Origin of the sequence: Pseudomonas psychrophila, assembly GCF_001043005.1 — a bacterium.
In the GTDB taxonomy this organism is placed as follows: domain Bacteria; phylum Pseudomonadota; class Gammaproteobacteria; order Pseudomonadales; family Pseudomonadaceae; genus Aquipseudomonas; species Aquipseudomonas psychrophila.
Genome location: NZ_JYKZ01000008.1, coordinates 34,548 through 59,360 on the forward strand (window position 1 = coordinate 34,548; position 24,813 = coordinate 59,360).

Annotated in this window: 19 protein-coding genes; 5 read left to right on the top strand and 14 right to left on the bottom strand. The window is 59.1% G+C overall.

Annotated elements, in window-relative coordinates; translation table 11 throughout:
- Positions 1 to 52: 52 nt before the first annotated feature.
- Positions 53 to 838, top strand: a complete 786-nt coding sequence (locus tag TU76_RS17130; RefSeq protein ID WP_046810473.1) for a response regulator transcription factor — start codon at positions 53 to 55, stop codon at positions 836 to 838.
- Positions 839 to 912: 74 nt separating this feature from the next.
- On the opposite strand, the gene TU76_RS17135 is transcribed toward TU76_RS17130, so the two are convergent.
- Genes TU76_RS17135 through cpaB form a run of 8 tightly spaced genes read right to left on the bottom strand, consistent with a single transcriptional unit; the run spans position 913 to position 8,338 of the window.
- Positions 913 to 1,179: a DUF3613 domain-containing protein gene (locus tag TU76_RS17135; RefSeq protein WP_048352187.1), complete on the bottom strand. Its 267-nt coding sequence runs from the start codon at positions 1,177 to 1,179 to the stop codon at positions 913 to 915.
- Between the two features lie 17 nt (positions 1,180 to 1,196).
- Entirely contained in the window at positions 1,197 to 1,886 is a 690-nt protein-coding gene (locus tag TU76_RS17140; protein WP_048352225.1) for a tetratricopeptide repeat protein, read from the bottom strand.
- Between the two features lie 14 nt (positions 1,887 to 1,900).
- On the bottom strand, positions 1,901 to 2,785 hold the full coding sequence (locus TU76_RS17145; protein ID WP_046810475.1) for a type II secretion system F family protein: 885 nt from the start codon (positions 2,783 to 2,785) through the stop codon (positions 1,901 to 1,903).
- Position 2,786: 1 nt separating this feature from the next.
- A complete protein-coding gene (locus TU76_RS17150) occupies positions 2,787 to 3,671 on the bottom strand; it encodes a type II secretion system F family protein (protein ID WP_048352188.1) in 885 nt (294 codons plus the stop codon).
- A gap of 10 nt (positions 3,672 to 3,681) precedes the next feature.
- Positions 3,682 to 4,956 (bottom strand): TadA family conjugal transfer-associated ATPase, encoded by a 1,275-nt coding sequence (locus TU76_RS17155; RefSeq protein WP_019825828.1) that lies wholly within the window; start codon positions 4,954 to 4,956, stop codon positions 3,682 to 3,684.
- The gene (locus tag TU76_RS17160; RefSeq protein WP_048352189.1) at positions 4,953 to 6,152 is read right to left on the bottom strand and encodes a CpaE/TadZ family protein; all 1,200 of its coding nucleotides are present in this window, start codon (positions 6,150 to 6,152) and stop codon (positions 4,953 to 4,955) included. Before TU76_RS17160 ends, TU76_RS17155 begins: the two co-directional genes overlap by 4 nt.
- Entirely contained in the window at positions 6,149 to 7,375 is a 1,227-nt protein-coding gene (locus tag TU76_RS17165) for a type II and III secretion system protein family protein (RefSeq protein ID WP_048352190.1), read from the bottom strand. Before TU76_RS17165 ends, TU76_RS17160 begins: the two co-directional genes overlap by 4 nt.
- A gap of 27 nt (positions 7,376 to 7,402) precedes the next feature.
- Positions 7,403 to 8,338 carry a Flp pilus assembly protein CpaB gene (gene cpaB / locus TU76_RS17170; protein ID WP_048352191.1) on the bottom strand — a complete coding sequence of 312 codons (936 nt, stop codon included), beginning with the start codon at positions 8,336 to 8,338 and terminating at the stop codon, positions 7,403 to 7,405.
- A gap of 335 nt (positions 8,339 to 8,673) precedes the next feature.
- Between cpaB and TU76_RS17175 the strand changes: the two genes are divergently transcribed.
- Positions 8,674 to 8,898, top strand: a complete 225-nt coding sequence (locus TU76_RS17175) for a Flp family type IVb pilin (protein ID WP_048352192.1) — start codon at positions 8,674 to 8,676, stop codon at positions 8,896 to 8,898.
- A gap of 30 nt (positions 8,899 to 8,928) precedes the next feature.
- Complete coding sequence (locus tag TU76_RS17180) at positions 8,929 to 9,342, top strand: response regulator (RefSeq protein WP_019825835.1); 414 nt, start codon at positions 8,929 to 8,931, stop codon at positions 9,340 to 9,342.
- 60 nt (positions 9,343 to 9,402) lie between these two features.
- Here the strand turns inward: TU76_RS17180 and TU76_RS17185 are convergent, their stop codons facing one another.
- The 3 genes from TU76_RS17185 to pbpC all read right to left on the bottom strand — a co-directional run bounded on the left by TU76_RS17185 (position 9,403) and on the right by pbpC (position 15,285).
- A complete protein-coding gene (locus tag TU76_RS17185; protein WP_019825836.1) occupies positions 9,403 to 11,085 on the bottom strand; it encodes a ShlB/FhaC/HecB family hemolysin secretion/activation protein in 1,683 nt (560 codons plus the stop codon).
- Positions 11,086 to 11,275: 190 nt separating this feature from the next.
- Complete coding sequence (locus tag TU76_RS17190; RefSeq protein ID WP_048352193.1) at positions 11,276 to 12,628, bottom strand: collagen-like triple helix repeat-containing protein; 1,353 nt, start codon at positions 12,626 to 12,628, stop codon at positions 11,276 to 11,278.
- A 320-nt stretch (positions 12,629 to 12,948) separates the two neighbouring features.
- Positions 12,949 to 15,285 (bottom strand): peptidoglycan glycosyltransferase PbpC, encoded by a 2,337-nt coding sequence (gene pbpC, locus TU76_RS17195; protein WP_269457731.1) that lies wholly within the window; start codon positions 15,283 to 15,285, stop codon positions 12,949 to 12,951.
- An 83-nt stretch (positions 15,286 to 15,368) separates the two neighbouring features.
- Between pbpC and TU76_RS17200 the strand changes: the two genes are divergently transcribed.
- Positions 15,369 to 15,662: a hypothetical protein gene (locus TU76_RS17200; protein ID WP_019825839.1), complete on the top strand. Its 294-nt coding sequence runs from the start codon at positions 15,369 to 15,371 to the stop codon at positions 15,660 to 15,662.
- A gap of 112 nt (positions 15,663 to 15,774) precedes the next feature.
- Here TU76_RS17200 and TU76_RS17205 read toward each other — a convergent pair whose 3' ends face one another.
- Positions 15,775 to 20,664, bottom strand: a complete 4,890-nt coding sequence (locus TU76_RS17205; RefSeq protein WP_048352194.1) for an alpha-2-macroglobulin family protein — start codon at positions 20,662 to 20,664, stop codon at positions 15,775 to 15,777.
- A gap of 194 nt (positions 20,665 to 20,858) precedes the next feature.
- Between TU76_RS17205 and TU76_RS17210 the strand changes: the two genes are divergently transcribed.
- Positions 20,859 to 22,202, top strand: coding sequence for an MATE family efflux transporter (locus TU76_RS17210; protein ID WP_046810398.1), 1,344 nt, complete (start codon positions 20,859 to 20,861; stop codon positions 22,200 to 22,202).
- A 78-nt stretch (positions 22,203 to 22,280) separates the two neighbouring features.
- Here the strand turns inward: TU76_RS17210 and speA are convergent, their stop codons facing one another.
- Together speA and TU76_RS17220 are read right to left on the bottom strand one after the other, a co-directional pair.
- Complete coding sequence (gene speA / locus TU76_RS17215) at positions 22,281 to 24,200, bottom strand: arginine decarboxylase (protein ID WP_019825845.1); 1,920 nt, start codon at positions 24,198 to 24,200, stop codon at positions 22,281 to 22,283.
- Positions 24,201 to 24,407: 207 nt separating this feature from the next.
- Positions 24,408 to 24,779, bottom strand: coding sequence for a translation initiation factor Sui1 (locus tag TU76_RS17220; RefSeq protein WP_019825846.1), 372 nt, complete (start codon positions 24,777 to 24,779; stop codon positions 24,408 to 24,410).
- Positions 24,780 to 24,813 lie beyond the last annotated feature (34 nt).

Below are 24,813 nucleotides of genomic sequence, written 5' to 3' on the forward strand. Positions count from 1 at the left end.
TAAACAAGTGGACCAAGAAGTCCCTGATTGGTTTACCAGGAAGGAGAACCGCGTGCATACGTCCAACCCCCTAATAAAAGTCCTCGTGGTCGACGACCAATCGTTGATTGTCGAAGAGCTTTGCGAATTTCTTGAAAGCAGCGGCTACCGCTGCGTTCCCTGCAATTCAACACGTGAAGCCATCAGTGCCTTCGTCGCCGATCCGGAGATTGGCCTGGTACTGTGCGACCTGCACATGCCCGAGATGAACGGCATTGAACTCACCCAGCACCTGCAAAAAATCGCCGGTAAACATCGCGCCTTTGAAAGCATTTTATTAACCGGTCGAGCAGACAAGCAGGATGTGATCAAAGCCCTGCGTATCGGCATCGCCGATTACTATCAAAAGCCGGTCGACCTCAATGAACTGCTTGAGGGCATCCAGCGCCAGGAAGCCATCTTGCGCGAACGGCACAAGAGCGATCAGTTGGGCCACCTGAACCAAAAACTGCAGTACCTGGCCGAATCCATCGACGACCTGTATCAGGACATGGAGTCCGCTCGACGCCCTCCTCAGTCGGCCACTCAGCCTTCAAACCCGCAGGACTCAAGCGAGGGCACCTGGCAACAGATCCCGACGATTTTCAAACAGCTGTCGCCCCGTCAACTGGACGTTGCCAAGCTGGTGAGCAAAGGCCAGACCAACTATCAGATCGCCTGCGATCTGGGCATCACCGAAAACACGGTAAAACTGTACGTGTCCCAAGTACTGCGCCTGACCCACATGAACAACCGCACCCAACTGGCCCTCGCACTGTCCCCTAATGCACCCTCGCAGCATCGCCAAAGTGCGCATTAATCGCTGAGCGGGTATCAACTGAATCGCTGGCAACACCTGTGAATGACAGGCTTGCCCGCGACAGCATCACGTACTCATTCCTGCTTGGCCGTACCACCCTCATCCTGCTTGTAGTACTCCGGGATCTCATGCTTGTAGCTGTCCAGCCAGCGCTGCAGGCTGAGCTCACGCTCGGCCGGGGTCGCCGTTTGGCGTATCGGCGACTGCACGCTGCCACTGACCTGAAGCTGCAGCCAGTTTTCGGTTTCCTGCTGGTTTTTAGGCGTGGGGCCGGACTCGATGGCCACCGCCCCCAACGGGATAAGAGCGAGCAGCACCCCCACACGAATAGAAAAAGTCATTGCAAACCTCCAACGCATTATTTAATGACAGCTACCTGGTTGCTGGCTGTCTTGGCTTGGGCCTTCAGGGCTTGTGCCCGGGACTGGGCATCACTCACTTGATCGGGCGTTAATTCGGCGCGGGTGACCAGTTCTGCCGCCTGGGTCCACTGATCCTGATAAATCAGCAAGGTCACCAGATTCAGTGCCGCCAACGAGTCATCCTGCTTGAGTTCCAGAGCGGTCAAAAACTCGAACCGTGCATCATCGACACGACGCTGATTGAGATAGACCACACCCAAATCGTTACGGATCTTGGCATCGGTCGGTGCCAGTTTCGCCGCGCGCTCCAGGTGAGTGGTCGCCAATGCGTTGTCACCACGCCCGGCTGCCAACTGACCTAAACCATGCTCCCCCTCTGCGGCCAGACACGAACCCAACAACCCTTGAAACAACGGCTCGGCCTCACTGCGGCCCAACTGACGATAGATCCGCGCCTTGCGTAGCTGCACCTGTGCGGAACGCTCCGGCAGGTTTTGCAGGCTGGCCAGGCTGGCGTGCAGCTTGCCCTCCTTGGCCATGTCATCCGCCAGGTTCATCGACAGTTCCTGATCACCACTTAACTTCGTGCAGCTGCCGCCCATGGCCATCCACGGCGGATTGCTCTGGCCTCCTGTCGCACAGCCGCCCAACATCAGCAGCCCACACAAGACGATGACAGCTTTCATGTTCATACCCCTGATCAAGAGAGAAAGGCTCGTGAGATAGCGACAAAACTTGGTCCGGCCAACACAATCATTAACGCCGGGAACAGAAACACCATCATCACTACCGACATCTTTGCGGACATTTTGGAGATGTACTCCTCCATGCGTGTCAGGCGACGGTCATCAAGCAGCTCTTTGAGTGCCTGCAATGACTTCATCGCGCCACCGCCCTGTTGAATCAATTGCTGAAGAATCACGCAGGTGTCATTGAACTCGTCCACGTCCAGCAGGCTCGCGGTTTTGCTCAGCTCCTGGCTTAGCTCCAGCCCCGAATCGACCCGCGACAGCACGACTCGCAACTCGCCGGTCAGCACTGGCAGTAACTCCCGCGCATCCTGGCTAAGCACCCGTAGCGCCTGCTCGACGGCCATGCCCGACTCAAACAGAATGCGTAGCAACGGGATAAAGGTAGACACCTCAACCGCCACTTCCTGTTGCCGTCTCTTTGCAGCGTAGGCCAACATTCGCTTTGGGATCAGATACCCCAGAGCCAGTGAGAACAACAGCACAACCAACAGGTTTCCGGATCGCGGGAAGAACAACTCATGCCCCAAAAACACCAGCCCGGCAAACGCGAACGGTGTACCGATCTGAAAGGCGGCAAACAATGAACGCTGACTAGCGGTACGCCAGCCCAGCCGGTTGAGCAGCGTCTGAGTTTCGCTGTCCATCGTGATCGAACGCTGGCCAAACTTGCTGTTGCCCACCATCCGCATCCAGAGACTGAGCTTGCCAGGGCCGCTCTTGTCACCGTCCAGACGCTGCATCACCCGTTGCTGACTCAGACGGTCCTGAACCACGTTATTGATCAACAGCGCCATGGCGCCCAACAGTAAAACTGCACAAATCAGATAGGCCATGTCATACGCTCCGTACCATGCGCCACAACGCAAAACTGCCAATTATCTGCATCGCCATAGCCGTAAGCAGCATGTGCTGCCCTCCCCCGTCCTGCCACATTTTGAGCATGTAAGCGGGGTTGGTAGACATGAAGAAAGCCACCACAAACAGCGGCAACATGCCCAGTACCAAAGCCGTCATTCGGGTTTCACCGGTCATGGCTCTCAACCTGCGCGCCCCTTGTTCACGCTCGCGGATCAGCACGATCAGGTTTTCCAGCAGCTCACTGGCGTTACCGCCGTAGCGATGGTTGACCTTCAAGCCGAGGGCAAACATGCGAAACTCGTCACGCTCATACAGCTCGGCAAAATCGCTTACAGCTTCAGGCAAACTCACCCCCATCTGAACGTTGCGCGACACCCGGCTGATGCTCGTTTTGAGCGGATCACTGGACGCATCGATCGCTGTCAGCACGGCATCGGCCAAGGTCCGCCCCGCCTTCAGGCTGCGCACGCTGTGATCGAGCAGGAGCGGTAGTTGCTCAACCATACGCCGTACCCGGCGGTGGTAACGCCAACTGACAAACAGCTTGAGCAACAGTGGCGGCAACACCAGCAGCGCGAGAAAAAATACCCAACCGCCGATCAGGCCAGCCAACACCACGGCCCCCGCCCACAGCGACAGCCATAAACCAAGTCGTTCAGAAGGACGCCCCAATCCCGCCTGCAAGAAAGCCCGATCAAGCCACGCTACACCTTTGATTTTTTCCGCAAACTGCGGCTGACCCTCACCCAAACGGTCCAGCACGCGACTGGTTGTCGGGTCCGTCAGAGCGCGATATACCAGGCTCAGCGAGAGCACGAACATCAGAAAACTGATGGTGAAAAGCAGTAAGGCCGGGATCATGATTAGCGCCTCAGCCGTGGGCATTCAGAATGGGGTCACGACGCAACTTGTCGCCTGCCGGGTTCAAGGCTTCGCGCATAAAACCAAAACCGGTGCGCTTGTCCAGGCGGAACAGGGTGTTGGTCACGTACACATCGTCACGCACCCCGACCACTTCCAGAACTTCACTCACGCAACGGCGACCATCAGGCATGCGCGTGAGCTGGATGATCACGTCCAGCGCTGCGCAGATCATCTGGCGCAAGGTTTTTTCCGCCACTGTGCGGCCCGTGAGGCCGACCAGTGTTTCCAGACGCAGCAACGCATCTTGCGCAGTGTTGGCGTGCACGGTGCTCATCGAACCATCGTGACCGGTGTTCATCGCGGTCAATACGTCGAGCACCTCCACACCACGAATTTCGCCGAGGATGATGCGGTCCGGACGCATCCGCAGGGCGTTGCGAATCAGGTCGCTGGATTTCACTTCACCATGCCCTTCGGCATTGGGCGGGCGTGTTTCAAGGCGCACCACATGGGGGTGACCCAGCTGCAATTCGGCCACGTCTTCGATGGTGACCAAACGTTCGTGGGGGTTGATCAACTGGCTCAAGATATTGAGCAGCGTGGTTTTGCCGGTACCGGTACCGCCGCTGATCAAGATATTGCAGCGCTTGCCCACTGACTCCTGAAAAAACTCATAGATCGCCTGGTCGATGGTTTGCATCGCCACCAGGTCGCTGCTTTTGAGCATGTCCTTGCGAAACTTCCGGATCGACAGGCACGGACCATCCAGGGCAATCGGCGGAATGATCGCGTTGACCCGGCTGCCATCAGGCAGACGTGCATCCACCATCGGCGAAGACTCGTCAAGGCGCCGGCCCAGCGGCGCCAGAATGCGCTGCATGACCCGCTCAACGTGATGATCATCGATAAAGCGCAAGTCGCTCTGGCTGAGCAGACCATCACGTTCAACAAATACTCGGTGGGGGCCGTTGACCAAAATTTCAGTGACCGCGGGGTCACGCAGCAAGACTTCGAGCGGGCCGAAACCGGTCAGTTCGTCGACAATTTCTTCGGCCAGACGCTCCATTTCATAACGGGAAATGGCCAGGTGCAGGCGCGACACATATTCAGCCACCCGCTCAGTGACAAATTGGGCCAAGGACACGCGAGAACCTTCCAGCAGGTTTACCCCGGTCTCTTCAATGGCATCAATGATGTAACGGTGCAGCACCAGTTTCAGTCCGTCATGGTCCGCGCGCCCGTCCTTATAGAGGCCGGAACCAAACAATTGCTCATTGCTCATTTGGCCCCCCACAGGCGGTTTAACCACGCGCCAGACTTGGAAACCGTTTGCTCGGACGACTGCGAGCGCTTGGTCAATCGCTCACCCAGTTTTTTCAACGCCAGGCTCAGGGCTTCTCGCGGGGCCAGATCAAACAGGGTGGTGGCCTGATTCTTGGCATTGATGCGCAGCTCAGGGCTGAGCGCCAGTGTCGCCATCACCGGCAGGCCAAAGCTCTTGCCCAGGGCATCGGCATTGGGGGCAACGCCACCCATATAACGGTCGATCAACAACCCCGTATGCTCAAACTTCATGCCCTTGGCCCGCCAGCGGCCGAGCACGTCCAGGTTGCGGCGGCAATCAAGCACGCTTTGGTCGGTGTACCACAGCAAACTGTCGCAATGAGTGGCAAAGGTGCGCAGCGCTTCACTGTCAGGCTGACCCGTGAGGTTGACCACAATGTGTTGAAAGTGCTGACGCAAGGCGCTGAGCAACATATACAGCTCGGCCGCACTGGTGTGCTCCAGCGGCTCATCACTTTCGCTGTGGGCCAATACCCGCAAACCACTCGCTGTCTTGGTAAAAGCACTGTCAATCAAGGTACTGTCCAGGCGTCGTAAATGGCGCAGGGCATCACCAAAAAAGAACGTACTCTCAAGCCCCAGCACAGCCAGACCATCACCGCGGGGTACACCCAGGTCCAGAAACAAGGTTTTTTGATCGTGTTTTTGCACGACCAGCCCAAGGTGGCTGGCAACCAGCGCGCCATCCGCATTGCATTGCGCGCTGAACAACACGCTCAACCCACCCAGTTCGGTGTTTGGCGCAACCGGCGGCAAGCGCTTGCTCAGACGGCGAACCAGCCCCGCCACCTCACTGGAACGCGAACCATAGGCGACAAAATCCCTTGCCCCGGCGCGCATGGCGTTGAGTACCAACTGGTTATCCATACCATCGCCCAAGGCAACAATGGCCAGCATGGGCTTGGCTTCCAGCGCGCCTTCAATCAGGGCGCACTGGTTGACCACTTTGTCCCGATCGAGGCCTACAAAGATCAAGCCGGCAAACGTCACGTCCACCAGGGCCAGCAGTTCATCCAGGCTACTGGTGCCTGCACCCACCACTTGACCCAGCGGCGCCAGCGCACCTTGCAGCCATTCAAGATCGGTGTTGTTGCGCGTCAGCGCGAGAAATGTCTGGCTCAGGCTTTGGCTCATTGGGATAACCCGCTACGGCTGTTGAATTTGCCGTTTTCCAAGAAGTACAGGCGATACCAGTTAGGGTCGTAGTTACGCAGTTTCTCCCCGGGCATCGATGGCAATGGTGCATTGGCAGCCAATGGCTGAACCAGATGCGGGGTCACGATCATCAGCAATTCTTTCTCTTCGCGACTGATGTTGGAGTCGCGGAAGAACGCGCCAAGAATCGGGATATCGCCCAGGCCAGGGAATTTGTTGACCTGAGAGCTGTTGCGCGAGCTGATCAAGCCGCTGATCACAAAACTTTCGCCATCCGCCAGGGAAATGCTGGTGTCGGTGCGACGAACCGTCAGGCCGGGTACCAGGGTCCCGGCGATATTCACCGCATTGGTGTAGTCAAGTTCACTCACCTCAGGTGCCACTTTCAACATGATGCGATCACGACCAACCACGGTAGGGGTCAGCGTCAGACGGATACCAAACTCCTTGTACTCGATCGATACGTTGTCGCTGCCGCTGCTGGGTACCGGGATCGGTACTTCGCCACCGGCCAGAAAAGTCGCACTCTGGCCGCTCATGGCGACGAGGCTGGGGCGCGCCAGGGTATAGGCAAAACCGCTGCCTTCCAGGGCATTGATCATCGCTTTAACCTTGCCGCCGCCAAAACCAATGTTGAAATACTTGCTGTTGGCAACCGGACCGCCCGTGATCACCCCTTCAGCCGTACTGAGGAATGAGTTCGGCGAGCCGAACAGGAAGTTGCTGCCCATGCCGAAGATCGAGGTGCTGGCCTCTTGCAGCTTGGTGCGGCTGACCTCGACAAAACGAATATCCGTTTGCACCTGAATGGGCAGCGTCGGGTCTTCGGACGGTGACAACGAAGTACCGGTCAAACCCGAGGTGGCCTTGCCCTTGACGAACAACATGGTCTGATGTGGCTCTTTAGAACAGGCGCTCCAGACCATCAGACTCGTAGTACCCGACGCAACGCCGGTCAGCAAAAAGGCGTTTTGACCATTGGTGCGAACATCGGCAACCGTGGGGTCCCCCACGGCGATGCGAGAAATGTTGACCGGAAAGCTCATGGCCTTCTGAGATCCCTGGGGCACTTCCAGTACCGACGGCAACGCGTTGAATGCCGCGCAATTGTCAGCAGCGGCCAACGCCATTTCCAGGGGCAAGCTGCTCAGGATCAGGGTCCAGGCAGCACGTTTGTAGAACGGAACGCAACGATGGCTCATGTTGGTTTTCCCTGCAGAAAAGGATTTTTATTGGGCCGACTGCTGAGCCGTTTGATTGCCACGAATAACTTCAATACCGCGCACACGAGGAGCGCCAGCAGGACTGCTGACAGGCGCTCTTGCCGGGCTGGCCAGGGATAGCTGGTTGAACTGGTAGAGACTGCGCTTGGCGTTCTCCAGGTTGGTTGGAGACTCCTGCTCACCCGCCCAATATTTGCTCAAGCGCTGTTCATCGGCACTGCGCACGGCAAGGCGAAGCGTGCCGGCCTGGGTCGCAAGCATCAGTTGATTGAGAAGAATGTCTGGTACTGCCAGGACTGCGGTGCGCGCATTGATGCGGCCTTGCTCTTGCTTGAGTGCTTCTTCAGCATTTTTCGGCGGGCTGGCCAACTGACCATCACTGGTCAAGCCCAACTCAGTCCCCACGCTCAGCACGCGTACCGCTGGCAACACCACCTGGGCCGATTGCTGCGGATTGCCGGTGTCCTGACGCAGGAACAGCAGAATGTCGACGTAATCACCCGGGGTTAACTGCCCCCCCGCACCAGCTACCTCGTCGATGGATACTGCCAATGCGCGCTCATTGGGGCGGATCATGCGTGCCAGCGGCCCGCCCATTTCAAAACTTTTTTCATTGAGCCAGGTACCTGCACTCATGCTGCGCCACGGAGTACGACCCACCGCCTGATCGATTGCAGTGAGACTGCCTGCAGGTGCGGTACGCAATTTTTCGAGGGTCAGGTCTTCGGCCGTCAAGGCCACATTCGGGGGTACATCGCGGGCCAGTACCACCACCGACTGGCGAGTCGTGTCTTCAGCTGCTGCTACACCCTGCTCCACAACCTGGGTCACCGGAACTTCGGCGACCGGCTGCTGTCGACTCAATACCAGCCCCCAGTAACCAGCGGCAATTGCACCTACAAATAATAGGGCGGCCAGTATTAAACTGCGTCGATTGTTCATGCACAAACTCCCTTTTCCACTGCGCACGGCAGACTAAAAAACCCATTCACAATCAGGCAGCTATAAACCAATAACGCTGTTGCAACCATTCGCTATTTAAAAATAGCCCAGTCGAAGCAAAATGCCATTAGTGAAACTAAAAAGCTCTAATTAATTGTGAATAGTTTGATTTAGCACACATTTTTTAAAAGGCGTATTTGGATTAATACTTTGTGATTAGTCCATTGTTACAGTTGTAAGGAAGTGATTTATTGCCAATCCTATGATGGCAGAGGGAGATCAACCTGCACCATTGTTACGCAGTGCCCGATCCGGCGCACTCAAGGAGAAGTCAGATGATGTTAAATACTGTTCTGAAAGTGTATGTACCTGCACAGGTGTTCCTGGCACGCCAGGCCAAGTTATTTGCAAAAAGGACAGAGGGTGCATCTGGTATTGAGTACGCTATTATTGCGGCGATGGTGGCAGTGGTTATTGCTGGACTTTCACCTGATGTTCAGACAGCCGTAACTGGCGTATTTACCAAAATCAAAACCGGCCTGGGAACCGCTACAACTTAATTAATAAATCACTTCCGGAGCATCACTAACATGCCCCTCTCCCCATCACGGCAACAACTGCTCCTGGTGGATGACGAAGAGGACGCACTACTGGAGTTGGCCGAACTGCTTGAGGGCGAGGGCTTTTGTTGCTTTACGGCAACATCAGTCAAACTCGCCCTTTTGCAGTTGACCCAACATCCGGACATTGCGCTGGTCATCACTGACCTGCGCATGCCGGAGGAAAGCGGTATTGCGCTGATCAGGCGCCTGCGCGAGCACACATCGCGCCAGCATTTACCGGTGATTGTCATCTCAGGGCACGCCGATATGAGCGATGTCAGCGACTTGCTGAGATTGCAGGTACTGGATCTGTTTCGCAAACCCATCTACCACGTGCGCCTGCTCGACACCCTCGAAAATCTCTTTCCAAAACCTGCCCAACTACAGCTAGCCAGCACCTAAAACCCACCCATAAAAACCCCGCAGCCTTAGTTAGCACTGCGGGTTTTTTATATATAAAGTTTATAACTGATAGCTAAAACTTAGTGTATAACGCGGCTTGCGGTTAAAACTGTCCAACGCGATATCCGACATGGGTTTGGCAACTTCCAGGGCAATGTTGTAGTAGCGTTTATCACCAAAACGCAACCCCAGTGCTGCCGAGGACATGTCCGAGCCTTTTAATGGCAGTTCGTTGTACCAGGCCTTGGCCCGATCCACGATCGCATAGGGCTGCAGCAACTTGACCCACTCACCATCGCGGTTAAAGCTGTAGTTCAGCTCGTAGGCCACACCCCAGCCCTTGTCCCCCGATGCCTGATCATCCGGATAACCCCGGCCGAAGTTCTGCCCGCCGAACACGGCACGCTCGCTGTCAGGCAGCGTGTCATCACTCCAGTACACCGCACCCGATACCACGCCTTGCCAGTTGTCAAAGTAACTGTCGCTCTGCACGCCCGACAAACGCAAACGGAAGAAGTCCAGATCATAACGACTGCTGGTCAGATTGGTTTCGCTCTTGGCGCCCATCCCGTCTATGCCTTGGTACAGACCGGCACTGACAATACGCAACTGCCTGGCATCGGACTTGCGCCAGTCACCTTCAAACGCCAGAGCGCGTACGTTGGTTTTTTCGCTGATGGTTTGCCCGTAGCCGACGATCTCGTAGTCTGTGTTGTCGTTGACGCCATACAACCGGGCGCCGGCGCTGAGCCATTGATCCGGCGCGGCAATCAAGGGGTGGCTGACGCCAATCGAAAAGCGGTCATTCTCGCGGTGAGGCTTAAGCTCAAAGCCATCATTTGTAGCAATGCTGGTGCTCGGGTCACTGCGATAACTGGAACCATACACGCTCAGTTGCGTACCTTCGGCATTCAGGTACTGGCTGTAATCGAGACGGTAGTAGTGCTCCTTGTCGCGACCCGGTGGGAACAACCCGCTCAGGGTCAACTGTTCAGCCATGGCTGTTTGCGAGTTGCTGGTGGCCCCGAACAGGGCCTGAGTACTGCTACGGCTGCCTTCGACAAGGCTCATGCTGGTGGTGAACGGTTTGCGGCTGGCACTGACACGCAGTGTCGATGCGCCGTCAGTGGTGCCCGGCGGCGGAACTTGCGCCTGCAGGGTTACACCGGGAATCCGGCTCATCAGCGTGCTGTAGCGATCAAATGTTTTACGGGTCAGTGGGCGCTCGCCCTTGATCTTGTCTACCAGTTCATCAACAAAACCTTTGACCCGCCCTATGTCCCCGTCAATCTGGTAATCGCTCACATAGCCTTCGACCAGCACCACACGCACCAGGCCCTGATCGAAGTCCTGCTGTGGCAAAAACGCGTAAGACAATAAGTAGCCATCGTCCTGGTAACGCTGGGTGATGCTGCGAGTCGCCTCGATCAATTGGCCCAAGGTGATCTCATGGCCCAGCAGCGATTTGAACGCCGCCCCCAACTCAGGCAGCGGGTAAATCGTGCCGCCTTCGATTTGCAACTTGCGAATGGTCAGGCGCGTGCCCATCACCAAGGGTTGAGCCTCGCCCGTTGCCGGCTTGGGCAATTCCAGCGCAGGCGCAGGCGGACGATAGGCATCTACTGGCAAGTTGGGCGTGGGCAAGGTTTGCATGCTGTCGTTGCTATTGAGAAAGCGCGGAAGCGACTCGGCACCCGCATACGGGGTCAGTGCCAGCAACAAAAAAGGTACGTAATTACGCATATGACACTCCATGTTCACAACAGCGGCATAACGAGGGGGGCTTCATCTTTGATTGATCCGTGAAGCTACCCGAGCATCAGTCCTAAAACCTGCACATGAAAAAAGACGAGAGACTCATCTGAATCTCTCGTCCCAACCAAGCGTAGGCGCTGTAGGTACGGCCGTCGAACCGGCCAGGTGCAATTAATCGTCAGTTTTTCTTGCCCAGATTGCCCAGCCCACCCAGCACTCCCCCAAGAGCACCACCCAGACCTGTATTTGCACCCGTGTTGTTACCACCCGTGCTTGCGCCTGCCCCCAACAAGCCGCCAAGACCGCCGCTCAGACCTGCACCTGCACCGGTGCTGCCACCCGTGCTTGCGCCAACACCCAACAAGCCGCCCAGACCTACACCAGCACTTGCACCGCCACCTGTGCTTGCACCTGCACCCAACAGACCACCAAGACCACCGCCAAGGCCTGCGCCAGTGCCCGCACCGGTACCATTACCCGTGCTTGCACCCAGACCCAGCAGGCCGCCAAGACCGCCACCCAGACCTGCACCTGTGCCCGTGTTGGTCGCCGGGTTCAGCAGGCCGCCAGCCTTGTCAACCGCGCCGCCCACGCCCACCAGCACGCCACCTACCAGCGAGGTCACCGGATTTTTGTCGCCGGTTGTCGACACCTTGGTGCCGAGACCGCCAACGGTGCCACCGACCTTGGTCAGCAGACCATCCACGGGGGCCCCGAGACCTGTGGTGGTACCCACTTTGCCTGTAACGTTTTCTACCAGGGAAATAACCGGCACCAGCACCTTGTCGTTCACGCCCCCAGTCACCTTGCCCAATTTGCCACTGTTCACGTCGGTGGTCAGTGTGTTGCCCAGCATGGTCACGGTTGTGCCCACTTTATTGACCAGGCCACCTGTGGTGTCGGTCACTTTACCCACCAGCCCGCCGGCCAGCGGGATCTGGCTGATAGGCGTGTTATCGAGCACAGTGCTCAGGCCCGTGCCGACGGACGAGACGCCTTTACCCACCTCGCTGACAGCATTGGTTGCGCCCGCTACGGTAATACCGAGGGAGTTTTTGTCTGTACCCAGCGAACCCAGGCCATTAGTCAGGCCAGTGGTGACAGAGGACACGGCATCGCCAGTCTTGACCACCAGGCCGCCACCCAGGGTACCGACTACCGGCACGGGGGTCAGGGCAGTGCCCAGGCTGCTGACGGTAGTACCCACACCACCCAGGGCTGTACCGACTTGTCCTATCACCTGGCCTGTAACCAGAGGTGTACCACCTGTACCACCGGTACCGCCAGTACCCCCACCACCGGTGCCGCCCGTGCCGCCCGTGCCACCTGTACCACCTGTGCCACCAGTACCGCCTGTGCCACCAGTACCGCCGGTACCACCCGTGCCGCCGTCTGCACCGCCGCCCGAATCAGTATTGGTTGTAGTCACATAGCTTTTGGAGCCGCCGCCACCGCTGCTGCAGCCAGCCAGACCGACAGACATGACCAACAATAAAGCTGTACTGGTTTTAAACCACAGTTGAGTGTTCATGATTAATTCCCTTGCACCTGTTACACCTGAGTTCGAAAGTTCCCTGCTCTGCGTCAGGGATACATTCATCCGTTGGTGACATAACAACCTCAAGGGCCTTATCAAACAATTCACAACTTGGTATTAACCCCTTATATAAAGAGGCCCGAACCTCGCTTAAGAGCTAATACTTTTGGTTTAAGAAGTTATTAAAAAACGTTATTTATCAAGGCTATCGCCCGCCCGACAAAACACGCGCCTTCACAACCCTACTTTAGATATACCTACAATTAACTGTGTTGCAGGAGATCCTTATCCCGCAGAAACACTCGTTGAGTACCTCACTCCACCACACTGAATTCAACCCGGGCCGTTTGCCCGCTCTCATCAAGCACACTGAGTTCATAACGTCCTGCTTGCTCCAGCGTGGTATTGAAGACCTCGTGCCCGGTGCTGTCTCCCAAGGGGGCCCCGTTAATGAACCACCAGCGCCTTCCCTCTCCGCCCAGGGTCGATATCGCCAATCGCAGCAAGGCCTGGCTCGCAGCAGGACGACGCAGGCGATCACCGTCGCGCACTCCGACAATCGACAGCGGTGTAACCGCACTCAAGGCCGGTGGAGGGCATTGCGTGGAGGCTGCTGGCAATCGCGCCGCCGAGCGCTCAACTCGCGGCAGCCACGGCTCAAGCGGCGCAGGCCACAACGCCACCTCGCGCAGCTGAGCTTCAGGACATTGCGGCCCAACACGAAGGCCCTGCGGGTTGACCCGGATTGTTTCCTTGAGGCCCACACCCAATGGTTGATCCGCCGCCAGCAAGGTCGGGGGGGTGGTGTGATCCAGCGTCCAGGCAAAGCGTTGGCGACGGCAATTGGGGTCGCTCTTGTTCAGGGGCTGGCCCAATGGCCAGCAAATCGCAGCCACCCCGACGCTCTCCGGTACCGCGTGCACCGGCGCGACGATCCCGCGCTGGCTGTCGCGGTTGCTCAGCACATCATGCACTTGCAGCATCAAGGGCGCTGCCGACGCCAGACCAAATTGCCCCGGCACCGGTGTGCCATCCGGACGGCCGATCCACACCCCGATCAAGTAACGCGGCCCCACCCCGATCGCCAGCGCATCACGAAAGCCATAGCTGGTACCGGTCTTCCAGGCCAGCAACGGGCGCTGCACCAGATCCGCGTGAGGGTCACGGTCCGGGCGTGCCTGACCGCTCAGAATACGCCGGATAACCCACGCAGCCCCCGGCGACAGCAAGCGTCGCTCGTGTATTCCATCACTCGGCTGCAGGCGCAAATTAGCACTGCGCCCCTCTCGCGCCAGGGCGCTGTAGCCGCTGACCAGATCTTCCAGGCGACTGCCCGCGCCCCCCAGAATCAGCGCCAGGTTGGGTTCCGCGAGTGCCGGCAAGCTCAACGGCACTCCACCGTTACGCATATCGGCGGCAAAGCGCTTGGGGCCATACGCCTCCAACAACTGCACGGCAGGCAAGTTCAGCGAAGTCACCAGCGCCGCACTGGCAGAGACCGGCCCGCTAAAGCCCATGGAGAAATTACCCGGCCGGTAATCGCCATAGCGCCGAGGCACATCCTGCAGCAGCGACTCGGAGTGGATCAGCCCCGCATCCATTGCCATGCCGTACAAAAACGGCTTGAGGGTGGAGCCCGGCGAGCGCATGGCGGTGATCATGTCGACATGGCCAAAGCGCCGCGCATCGTTGATATCTACCGACCCCAGATAGGCCCGTACCGCCATGTTTTCGGTCTCGACCACCACGATGGCGGCCGATGTGTGATCAGGGAGACGGGCGCGCCAGCCCAGCAGCAAGTCTTCGAGGCGACGCTGCAAGCTGGCGTCAATCGTGGTGCGGATCAGCGGCGGGCTGTCCGGGCGGTTGAGCCGCCGCGCCAGCAACGGCGCCAGGCTTGGTTCCAGACGCGGCGCCAGCAACAAGGGTTCTTCCAGCGCCTCGGCCACAGCTGATTGCGGCCATACCTGGTACTCGGTCAAGCGGCGCAACACCTTGTCCCGCGCCACTTGCGCCCGTTCCGGGTGACGGTCGGGACGCAAGCGGCTCGGTGCCTGGGGCAACACAGCGAGCAACGCCGCCTCGGAATGGGTGAGCTGACGCGGCGACTTGCCCAGATACGCCCAACTGGCTGCCGCGACACCCTGCAAGGTGCCGCCGAACGGAGCCCGATTGAGGTACAGCGTGAGTATCTGGTCCTTGGACAAGTGCCATTCCAGCTGCGCCGTGCGCCACAGCTGACGCAGTTTGCCGGGCAGCGTGCGTTCATGGGGATCAAGCAAACGCGCAACCTGCATCGACAAGGTGCTGCCGCCTGACAACACCCGTCCGCCCGTCAGGTTCTGCCAGGCCGCACGGCCCAGCGCCAAAGGGTTGATGCCGGGATGTTGAAAAAACCAGCGGTCTTCGTAGGTCAGCAAAGCATCCAGATACAACGGCGATACTTCAGTGGTGTGCACCGGATAGCGCCACACGCCATTGGCATCGGCAAACCGCCACAAGGGCGTGCCGTCTTCAGCCAATACCACGCGAGCCAGATCATCCTGGGGCAAGGGCAAGGGCCAGGTTCTGTCCGCCGCCCACAGCAATACGCACACCAGCAGCAGGCCACCGAGTGACCATCCCGCTATTTTTTTGATCCTTGCCCCCACTGACTCTCACTCTCTACGCAACTTGCGGCATGAATGGATGCCTAATCTGGCACAGTGGCCACCTTACTCATCGGAACATGACCATGCACGTCGAAAGTTTTATCGGAAATCTTGGCCTCTGGCTGGGCACACTGGTTCGTTTTATCGTCGAGAGCCTGAGCGGCCTGTTCGGCGCCATCACCGAGGCGGGCAGCAGCTTTGTCGAAGGCATGGCACGCGCGCTGGGTATGGACACCTCGATCATCAGCATCGCGGTGCTGATCATCGGCTTGCTGTTTTTATACAACGCCGTGCGCGCCTTTATGCGCGCCTCGGTCATCGGTGGAGTGATCTGGCTGCTGCTGGGGCTGTGGGTGCTGAGCTGGATCATCAACTGAGCAGCCATCCCCCCTCACGCCTGTGGGAGCGGGCTTGCTCGCGAAAGAGTCGCCGCGGTTTGACGGTTACACCGCGTCATCGCCATCGCGATCAAGCCCGCTCCCACACCGGTCAGCGACCCTTGATTACCATGTCCCCTGGTGTTTCACCCACGGCCTGCCAGTTGGGGCGGTACATCGACTCCACTTGCGGCGGGGGGACGCGGTAGGTGCCTGGGGTCACGGCACGGGCCAGGTACAGCAGGTGCGTGGTGCCGTAGCCATCCAGTTTCAATGCCGCCACATAACGATCATCCCGGTATTCCTGGTGCTGCACGCTGGCATTTTGCATCGACTCGCGCCATTGCTTGACCTGAGTACTGGCGTTTTCAAGGCTGGCGGCGCTTTGGCCCAGGTTCTGGTTCTCAAGCTCCAGGCCCGCCGGCAGCAAATCGACCACCAGCGCATCCGGCACCTGCTGCTTGGCCGTCACGGCCAGGTGCACCAACACCAGATCACCACTTTTCAGGGCTTTGAGGTTCAAGGGTTCCCCGTTCATGCCCAGGTAGTCCCGGCGGATGCTCATGTTCTCCCCGCCCGCCGCCGGGGCTTGCTGTGGATAACCCGAAATCGTCAGTTGTTGATAAACCGGCGCGCTGCCTTCATTGCGCAGGGTCAGGGGTGACGCCAGCAGCGGCCCATCAAGTTTGAGGCCCGACTGGGCGTTGTTCAGCTCACGGGTCTGGTCACCACTGGTGAGCAGGGCTGTCCAGTTGGCCTCAGGCTTGGCCAGCAGATCACGACCGGCGAGAAACAGCGCGTTGCGCTCCTGGGTCGACAGCCACTGGCTCGCCGCCAATTGATCGGACAGGTCGAACAGCCGTTGCTCGCGCTGCCCGGCCATCACGTTGTTTTCTTCCAGCAAGGCCAGAATCAGCGCCTGATCACGCAGCGGGCTGCCGTAGTCGCCCAGCCATTGATCGGCTTTACGGTTCACCGCAAGGCCTGCCACCAGCGCCTGATCCGCTCGTGGCTGATCGCCCATCTTCTGCAAGGCAATCGACAACTGCACCAACGGCAGACCGGAAAGGGCATCGCTACGCCGCTCAAAAATGCTGCGCAAGGTACCCAGCGGCGCTTGCTGGCTGCGAGCCAGAACCAACGCAGCATAGGCCTGCACGGCAAAGCGGGTGTGATCGAGGTTTTCGCTGTAGTCGGCCTCGATCAAATTGCGTTCTTGCACATAACGCAGCAAACGCTCGCTGGCCTTTTTAAGCGCTTCGGGCGGCACGGCGTAGCCTTGATCCCGTGCACGCAGCAAGAAGTCGGTGACATAGGCAGTAAGCCAATACTCCTCCTGACCGTCCGCGCCCCACAGGCCAAAACTGCCGTTGTAACGCTGCATGCCCAGCAGGCGTTCGATACCGAACTCGATGTTGCGTTTGCGCTCCGCGTCCGGCTCGCCTTCCAGGCCCAGCCGCTTGAGCAACGCCGCATCGGCGTACAGCGCCGGGTACAGGCCGCTGGTGGTTTGTTCGGAGCAGCCGTAGGGGTAGGCCTTGAGCGCCCGGATCTGCTCGCCCAGGTTCAGCGGCGGACGGCTCGACAGGCTGATCAGGGCTTCACGCCCGGCCGGCTCAAAGGCTTGCAACTCGGCCTCAGGCAGGCTCCACGGCTGGTCGTTAAGTACCGCACGGTAATGTTTAAGCAGGGCCGGATACGCCGGGCGCACGCCCAAAGTCCATTGGCGGGTAAAAGGCGCCAGGGTTTCACCCGGCAGGTCCAGGCCATTGACCGTCACGTTGACCACGCCGGTGCCATACCCGCCCAGCGCCTTGACCGGCACCTGCAAGGTACTGCGCTGGCCGGGGCTGAGCGTCACGCTTTGCGTCGCGTCACCCTGCAGGCTCAGTTGACCTTCGGTGTTGAGCTTCACGTGCAGCGTTTGCGGCTTGTCGGTGAGGTTGGACACATCCAGCGCCAGCCTTGTCTCGTCGCCACCTGCCAAAAAGCGCGGTGCGGCCAGCTCGGCCACCAAAGGCGCCGCGACCACGGTTTTGGCCTCGGCCATGCCATAACGATCATCGGTCCAGGCTTGAGCCATCAAACGCAGTTCGCCGTTGAAGTCAGGAATATCCACACTGACTTCGCCTTCGCCCTGCTCGTTGAGGGTCACCGGTGCGCTTTGCAACGCCACGATGGTCACACTGGTGGCGGGCCGCTTGCCGCCCTTGGCCAGCGCCGCATCCCCCCCGAACGCCAGACTGGCCAAGCGGCCCTGCCCGGCTTCGATCAATTGCCCGTAGATGTCCAGTTGATCCGCACCATAGGCCTTGCGCCCAAACAGGCTGGCGAATGGATCGGGGGTCGGGTATTCGGTGATGTTGAGCACGCCCACATCCACTGCAGCCAGTAACACGTGAGCTTGCTTGGGGATGCTGCCATCGGCGTTTTTAGCGTGGATTTTCACCGTCAATGGCTGCTTGGGGCGCATTTTCTCGGGGGCATCGAGCGTGAGCGCAAGCTTGCGCTGGCTGCGATCGATCGGCAAATGCAGCACGCCCACGGCACGCTTGGGAGTGATGTTGGTCTTGCGCTCACCCGGGCGAATCACCAGGGCGCTGATGTACAAGTCATGCCGCGCCCAGCGTGGATCAAGCTTGATGTCGAATACCTTGCCCTCGGCCGGCACCTCGATTTCTTCCCACCACAATGGGCCGTCACTGCCTTCAACCAGCAAATAGCCTTTGCCTGCCGCAGGCGGTGTGACCGTCACTTTGGCCGTATCGCCATCGGCATACGCAGCCTTGTCCAGCGCCAGCTTGACCTGGTCGGGTCGCACGGCGCCGCCTTCGGCGTTGTCCTGGGCACGATAACCGGCCCAGAAGCGCAGGCTGCTGATCAGGCCAGTTTTCGGGTCTTCAACTTCAACGCGATACGGCCCCCACTCGACCGGGAAGCTGACCTTGGCGGTTTCGCCCGCCTTGAGGCTGAGGGTTTGCTCATTGAGGTTCAGAAACTTCTCGTTGTAGTGGTAGCTCCAGCCATCGCTGTCCGAGTAGTTCCAGTAATAGTCACGACGCTCGCGCACTAAGCGCACCTTGAGGTCGTCGGCGGCCAGCTTGTTGCCCTCGCTGTCGGCAACCAGCAGCTCGAATTCAACCGGGCCATCACCGTCGGTTTCAGTGCCGTCAAACAGGCCGCGAATACCCGGCAGACGATCCGCTGGCCACACGGGCTGCACCAGACGCCGGGTAATCGGCCGCCCACCCGACTCTTGCAGGCTGGCCTGCACAATCAGTTGCAGCGGCGATTTGGCATCGCTCCACTGGCTTTCGAGGCTGATGGTTTCCTTGCCTTCGGCATTGAGGACGCTTTCGTCCAGTTCCAGGTCCTGAGTCAGCTCAGGTTCTGTCACCGAACCGAACTGATACCCCGGCAAGGCACTGACCGCCTCGCGCAATGGCCGCACATAGACCTGACCACTTAAACGGTTGCCGGCTGCCGGCGCGCCATACAAGTAGCGGCCATTGACCTGGATTTCAGCGGTTTGCTCAGGGCTCAGCGGCGTATCGCTGCCCTTGAGCTCCAGCGCCAGGCGCTCGGGCAGGAAGTCCTCGACCAAAAACTCGTACAGCTGTGGCTTGCCGTCACCGAAATCGAACACCAGTTGCCAGCGGCCGGTCGGGGCTTCGGCGGCCAGTTGCAACGGGTACTGATACAGACCGGAAGCGTCTGGCGACCAGACAAACTTGCGGCTGACCTGCTCGTCCGGGCGACGCACTTCAACGCTGACCGGTTGTGGCTTGACCGGGTTGCCATCGCGGTCACGCAGCAAGGCATTGAGCAATACGGTTTCGCCGGGGCGATACAGGTCGCGCGGGCCAAATACAAAGAACTGCAGCGGATGCGCTTGCGGACCGCCGATGTCGAATTCGGCCAGGTCCAGCGCGGCCGTGTTCAAGCGCAGCAAGCTGGTCTGATCACCCTGACGCGCCACCAGCACTTCGGCCTTGGGTGGCAGCGCCAGTTGGGCGTGGCCGTCTTTACCGGTTTTGCCCTGCCCGAGCATCTGGCCTTTGCCGTCCAGCAGCTCCAGCTCAACATCACCCAGGGCACTGCCACCCTCCAGGGCCTGAGTGAAGACATCCAGGCGCTTCTGATAACGGTGTACCGAAAGGCCGATATCGCTAAGGGTGAACAAGGTAGCGGGCGTCGAATAGTTGTAACTGCCCGTCGCGGTCATGACCGCCAGATACACCCCCGGCTGCTGCAACGGCTTGATCCCGGACGTCGGCAAGATCAGGGTTTCACGGGTATTGCGCGCCGGGTTCAAGTCAAAACGCCCGCCGTACACCAGATCGGCCATGCTCAGCAGATCCTTGGCTTCGTAGCTTTGCAGGCTGCTGTTGCGTCCCCATTGACTGAGAAACGCTGGCAGCGACTCGGGCTTGACCCGAAAGAACTCAACGTCCACCTTGTCGACGTTCAGCGCGATCACCGGCAAGCCTTCGGCCAGACGGGTAGGCAGCAAGTTACCACGGCTGGCGAAGCCGACCGTGGGTTGCAGGTCACGGGTTTCAAGGCGGCTGATGTATTCGGCGGCCAACGTGGCGTCATTGACGGCCCGCAGGCCGGGGTCGACGGTGAGGATCAGTTTGCGCTGAGGCTCCAGATGGCGCAGGCGCAGCTCCATCAGGTTATCCGACAGCTCCCAGGCGCCATCGACCTTGCCGGTCTTGGCGTCTACCAGATGCAGTTTGTCCGCGAAGTTCTGCTCAGGATTGAGCGGCACCGAAAAGCTCACGGACAAGGTGCTGGCACCGTCCAGTTGCACCTCGGACACATCCACCACACTTAACTCACGCCCGGCGTAGCGCTCGGCCAGAACCTTGACGTCCTGCACCGGCTTGTACGGCTGGGTCGCAGCAACGGTCGGCGCGGCGGGCTTGTCGACGCTTGAAGAATCGCAAGCGCTCAACAGCGCAAGCGTGCAGGCCAGGAACAATCCTTTGTTAAGCATGGTGTTCTCGTTTACGGGGCAGGTAAGGGGCGACTATATAGCAGCCGGTGGGGAACCACAGGCACACTGGTCTGATTGTGGGAGCGGGCTTGCTCACGATGGCATCACTGCGGCTGGCCTGACACACCGTGCTGCCTGCAGCGCGAGCAAGCACGCTCTCACAGGTTACAATCGCGCTCCCCAAAGGAGCCTGCATGTCATCTTCTCTATTAGCCGACTGGCGCGACCGCCCTACCCATCGCCGGGTGTGGGCACTGGCGGCGCCCATGATTTTGTCGAATATCTCTGTGCCACTGGTGGCACTGGTCGACAGTACGGTCATTGGCCATTTGCCTCACGCCCATCAGCTGGGCGCAGTGGCGGTGGGCGCCAGCCTGTACATCTTTCTGGCCTGGATGATGGGCTTCTTGCGCATGGGCACCACCGGGTTCTCCGCTCAGGCCGCGGGGCGTGGGGATGGCGCCGCACTGCGGCAAATTCTGGTGCAGGGCTTGTTGCTCAGTGCTGTGCTGTCGATGCTGCTGGGGGCCATCGCGATTCCGTTCAGCGGGGTCGCATTGAGCTTGATGCAACCCTCGGCCGAGCTGCACGCCCTGACCCTGGATTTTTTCCATACCCGCCTGTTTGGCTTGCCCGCCGCATTGGCCAGCTATGCGCTGGTGGGCTGGTTTTTGGGCACGCAAAACGCCCGCGCACCGCTGGGGATTCTGCTGACCACCAACCTGGTCAATATCGCGCTTAACCTGTGGTTTGTACTCGGTCTGGACTGGGGCGTGGTCGGTTCGGCGCGGGCTTCGGTCATTGCCGAGTGGAGCGGCGCCCTGCTCGGCCTGTGGCTGACTCGCGGCGCATTGCGCACGTTTCCCGGCACCCTGGCATGGGCCGCATTGCGCCTCTGGAATAACTGGAAGCCATTGCTGGGGGTCAACCGCGATATTTTTATCCGAAGCCTGATGCTGCAATCGGTGTTTTTTGCCATCACCTTGCAGGGGGCTCGTCTGGGGGACTCAACGGTGGCGGCCAATGCATTGTTGCTCAATGGCCTGCTGCTGGCTGCCCATGCCCTGGACGGCCTGGCCCATGCTGTCGAGGCCTTGTGCGGGCATGCTATCGGCGCCCGGGACCGCAATGCGTTACGCCGTTCGATGGTGGTGGCCTGCGGCTGGTCAATGTTGGCCAGCCTCGCGTTTGCGCTGCTGTTCCTGTTTGGCGGTCACCTGTTTATCGAGATGCAAAGCGATATCCCCAGCGTGCGCGAAACGGCCTATCAGTACCTGCCGTATCTGGCACTGCTGCCGCTGATTGCGGTGTGGAGTTATTTGCTCGACGGGCTGTTTATTGGGGCCACCCGTGCCCGGGAAATGCGTAATGCAATGGTCATCAGCGTGATCATCGCCTTCCCCGTCGCCTGGGCGCTGCACGGCTATGGTAACCACGGGCTGTGGATAAGTTTCCTGCTGTTCATGGTGCTGCGCAGCCTGACCCTGGGCGTTTACGCCTGGAGAATGCAGCGCAAGGATCAATGGTTCGGCGCCTGAAACCCGGGCAAAAAAAAACGCTGCCCCCTGCAGTGCAGGAGGCAGCGTTGTTCAGTCAGCGGCGACTGTGTCGGGCAATCAGTGGCTCGACAGGTACGACGAACGGGTCAGGCCAAGACGCAGCGCGTCCAGGTACTGGGCACGCTCTTTAACGCTGATGTTGGCGCTGGCCACTTTGTCGCGGTAGTGGTTCATCAGCTCTTCAGGCGACAAGTGCACATAGCGCAGCATGTCTTCAATGGTGTCGTGGGTCTCGATACCGGCGTGATACACACTGCCGTCGGCGTTCTGGTAGATGTTTACCGAGTCGGTATCACCGAACAGGTTGTGCATGTCACCCAGAATTTCCTGGTACGCGCCCACCAGGAAGATACCCAGCAGGTAGTCTTCGCCTTCGTTCAGCCCGTGAACCGGCAAGCTGGTTTCGATGCTCTGCTCGTCAACGTATTGCTTGATCTTGCCGTCCGAGTCACAGGTCAGGTCTTGCAGCACGGCGCGACGCAGCGGCTCTTCATTGAGACGGTGCAGCGGCAGGATCGGCAATACCTGGCCAATCGCCCAGGTGTCCGGCAGGCTCTGGAACACGGAGAAGTTGCAGATGTACTTGTCTGCCAGCTTGTCGTTGAGCTCGTCCAGCACCTGACGGTGGGAACGCTGACGCGCTTTCAACGAGTTGTGCAGGCGACGGCACACCGCGAAGTAGCACTGCTCGGCCAAGGCTTTTTCAGCCAGGTTGATCTTGCCGTCGGCGTACTGGGCAGCGATATCGCTCATGTAGTGCGTTGCACGCCAGTAGGTTTCGGTGACCATTTCGATGTCGGTCGGACCCAGCAGGTCAACCAGCCATTGCACGGTTTCCGGCAGGCTTTCCTTGTTCTCGATAACCGGCACGTCGTCGTTGTGTTTCTCGACGTCGGTCACTTGCACCACCAGCATGGCGTGGTGCGCGGTCAGGGAACGGCCGCTTTCAGAAAAAATGTTGGGATGCGGCAGGTTTTGCGCGTCGCAGAACTCTTTGAGCATACCCACGACCACACCGGCGTAATCGTCCATGTCGTAGTTGATCGAGCTGGCGTTGCGCGAGTGCGTACCGTCGTAGTCCACGCCCAGACCGCCGCCCACGTCGATGTGGTCGACCGGCAGGCCCAGGTTGCGCAGTTCGCCGTAGTAACGGATCGCTTCCTTGAAGCCGTGCTGGTAGTCCGCCAGGTTGGCGATCTGCGAGCCCATGTGAAAGTGCAACAGACGGATGCCCTGGTCCAGACCGGCAGTGCGGAAACGCTCAACCACCGACAGCAGCTGCGCGGCAGACAGACCGAACTTGGATTTCTCACCGCCCGTGTCAGCCCACTTGCTCGAGGCAAGAGAGGACAGACGCACGCGCAGACCCACCTGTGGCTTGACCTTGAGCGAGGCCGCTTCTTCGATCACCAGGTCTACTTCGGATTCTTTCTCGATCACGATAAAGACGTTGTGGCCCAGCTTCTGGCCCATCAGTGCCAGACGGATGAACTCGCGATCCTTGTAACCGTTGCAGACGATGGTGCCGCCCTTGGGGGCCAGCGCCAGCACGGCCAGCAGCTCAGGCTTGGAGCCGGCTTCAAGACCAATGGACACGTCTTTGGTGGCGATGATGTTTTCGATCACCGCTTCTTGCTGGTTGACCTTGATCGGGTACAGCGCGGTGTACTTGCTCTGGTATTCCAGGCGCTCGATATTGGCATCGAAGGCACCGGTCAACTGGCGTACACGGTCTTGCAGGATATCCGGGAAACGCACCAGCAACGGCAAGGACAAGCCGCTGTTTTTGCGCAGTTCGTCGACCTGCTCGTACAGATCGATGGGCGAGCTGTTCGGGCCGTTCGGACGGACTTCTACGCGACCGGCTTCATTGATCGCGAAATACCCGGCCCCCCAATGGCGAATCCCATAAACGCTGCGGCTGTCCGCAACTGTCCATTGGCTGCCATCGTCTTTGCGTGTGCGTCGTACGGACATCGAAGTCCCCTATAAATAAGTCAAATAGCCCAGCCTGAAAGCAGGCTGGCGCAGTCTAAAGTGTGAAAGTGACGATTAGTCAGACCCTGACAACAGCGCCGAGTTTAGAAACCCGTGATAACAGGCTCTGTGAAAACCATGGCGAGCACGATCTGGCCAGCCCTCAGGGGCGTCAGATCGGCTATGCGGTGGTTTTCACAGAGGCTGCTAGCCGCCGGATTTCTTGGCTTTGAACCCGTGCTTGATCAACTCGCCAAGCAACAGCTCGACGTGATCGCCCTGGATTTCGATGATGCCGTCTTTCAAGGCACCACCCGTGCCACAGCGTTTTTTCAACGTCGTGGCCAGTTCCTTGAGCGCGTCTTCAGCCAGCGGCACACCGGTGATGGTCGTCACCGTCTTGCCGCCACGGCCTTTGCTTTCGCGACGCACGCGGGCAATGCCATCACCTTCGGGGATCAGGGTTTGTTTGCAGGTACAGGCGTCCACCGGCTGGCGACAGTCCGGACAGTGACGACCTGCGTCGGTGGAAAATACCAGGCCACCAAGGGCGGCGAAGGATGCGGCTTTTTTGGCCACCGGCAATCCTCATTCGGAGGACAAATAATTGGCC

What these genes read in the sequence shown, in the direction of transcription:
- TU76_RS17180 (WP_019825835.1), top strand. Translation starts at nt 8,929, where the DNA reads ATGCCCCTCTCCCCATCACGGCAACAACTGCTCCTGGTGGATGACGAA.
- TU76_RS17175 (WP_048352192.1), top strand. Translation starts at nt 8,674, where the DNA reads ATGATGTTAAATACTGTTCTGAAAGTGTATGTACCTGCACAGGTGTTC.
- TU76_RS17145 (WP_046810475.1), bottom strand. Translation starts at nt 2,785, where the DNA reads ATGGCCTATCTGATTTGTGCAGTTTTACTGTTGGGCGCCATGGCGCTG.
- TU76_RS17190 (WP_048352193.1), bottom strand. Translation starts at nt 12,628, where the DNA reads ATGAACACTCAACTGTGGTTTAAAACCAGTACAGCTTTATTGTTGGTC.
- TU76_RS17155 (WP_019825828.1), bottom strand. Translation starts at nt 4,956, where the DNA reads ATGAGCAATGAGCAATTGTTTGGTTCCGGCCTCTATAAGGACGGGCGC.
- TU76_RS17135 (WP_048352187.1), bottom strand. Translation starts at nt 1,179, where the DNA reads ATGACTTTTTCTATTCGTGTGGGGGTGCTGCTCGCTCTTATCCCGTTG.
- TU76_RS17200 (WP_019825839.1), top strand. Translation starts at nt 15,369, where the DNA reads ATGCACGTCGAAAGTTTTATCGGAAATCTTGGCCTCTGGCTGGGCACA.
- cpaB (WP_048352191.1), bottom strand. Translation starts at nt 8,338, where the DNA reads ATGAACAATCGACGCAGTTTAATACTGGCCGCCCTATTATTTGTAGGT.
- TU76_RS17210 (WP_046810398.1), top strand. Translation starts at nt 20,859, where the DNA reads ATGTCATCTTCTCTATTAGCCGACTGGCGCGACCGCCCTACCCATCGC.
- TU76_RS17150 (WP_048352188.1), bottom strand. Translation starts at nt 3,671, where the DNA reads ATGATCCCGGCCTTACTGCTTTTCACCATCAGTTTTCTGATGTTCGTG.
- TU76_RS17205 (WP_048352194.1), bottom strand. Translation starts at nt 20,664, where the DNA reads ATGCTTAACAAAGGATTGTTCCTGGCCTGCACGCTTGCGCTGTTGAGC.
- TU76_RS17165 (WP_048352190.1), bottom strand. Translation starts at nt 7,375, where the DNA reads ATGAGCCATCGTTGCGTTCCGTTCTACAAACGTGCTGCCTGGACCCTG.
- speA (WP_019825845.1), bottom strand. Translation starts at nt 24,200, where the DNA reads ATGTCCGTACGACGCACACGCAAAGACGATGGCAGCCAATGGACAGTT.
- TU76_RS17160 (WP_048352189.1), bottom strand. Translation starts at nt 6,152, where the DNA reads ATGAGCCAAAGCCTGAGCCAGACATTTCTCGCGCTGACGCGCAACAAC.
- TU76_RS17185 (WP_019825836.1), bottom strand. Translation starts at nt 11,085, where the DNA reads ATGCGTAATTACGTACCTTTTTTGTTGCTGGCACTGACCCCGTATGCG.
- TU76_RS17140 (WP_048352225.1), bottom strand. Translation starts at nt 1,886, where the DNA reads ATGAAAGCTGTCATCGTCTTGTGTGGGCTGCTGATGTTGGGCGGCTGT.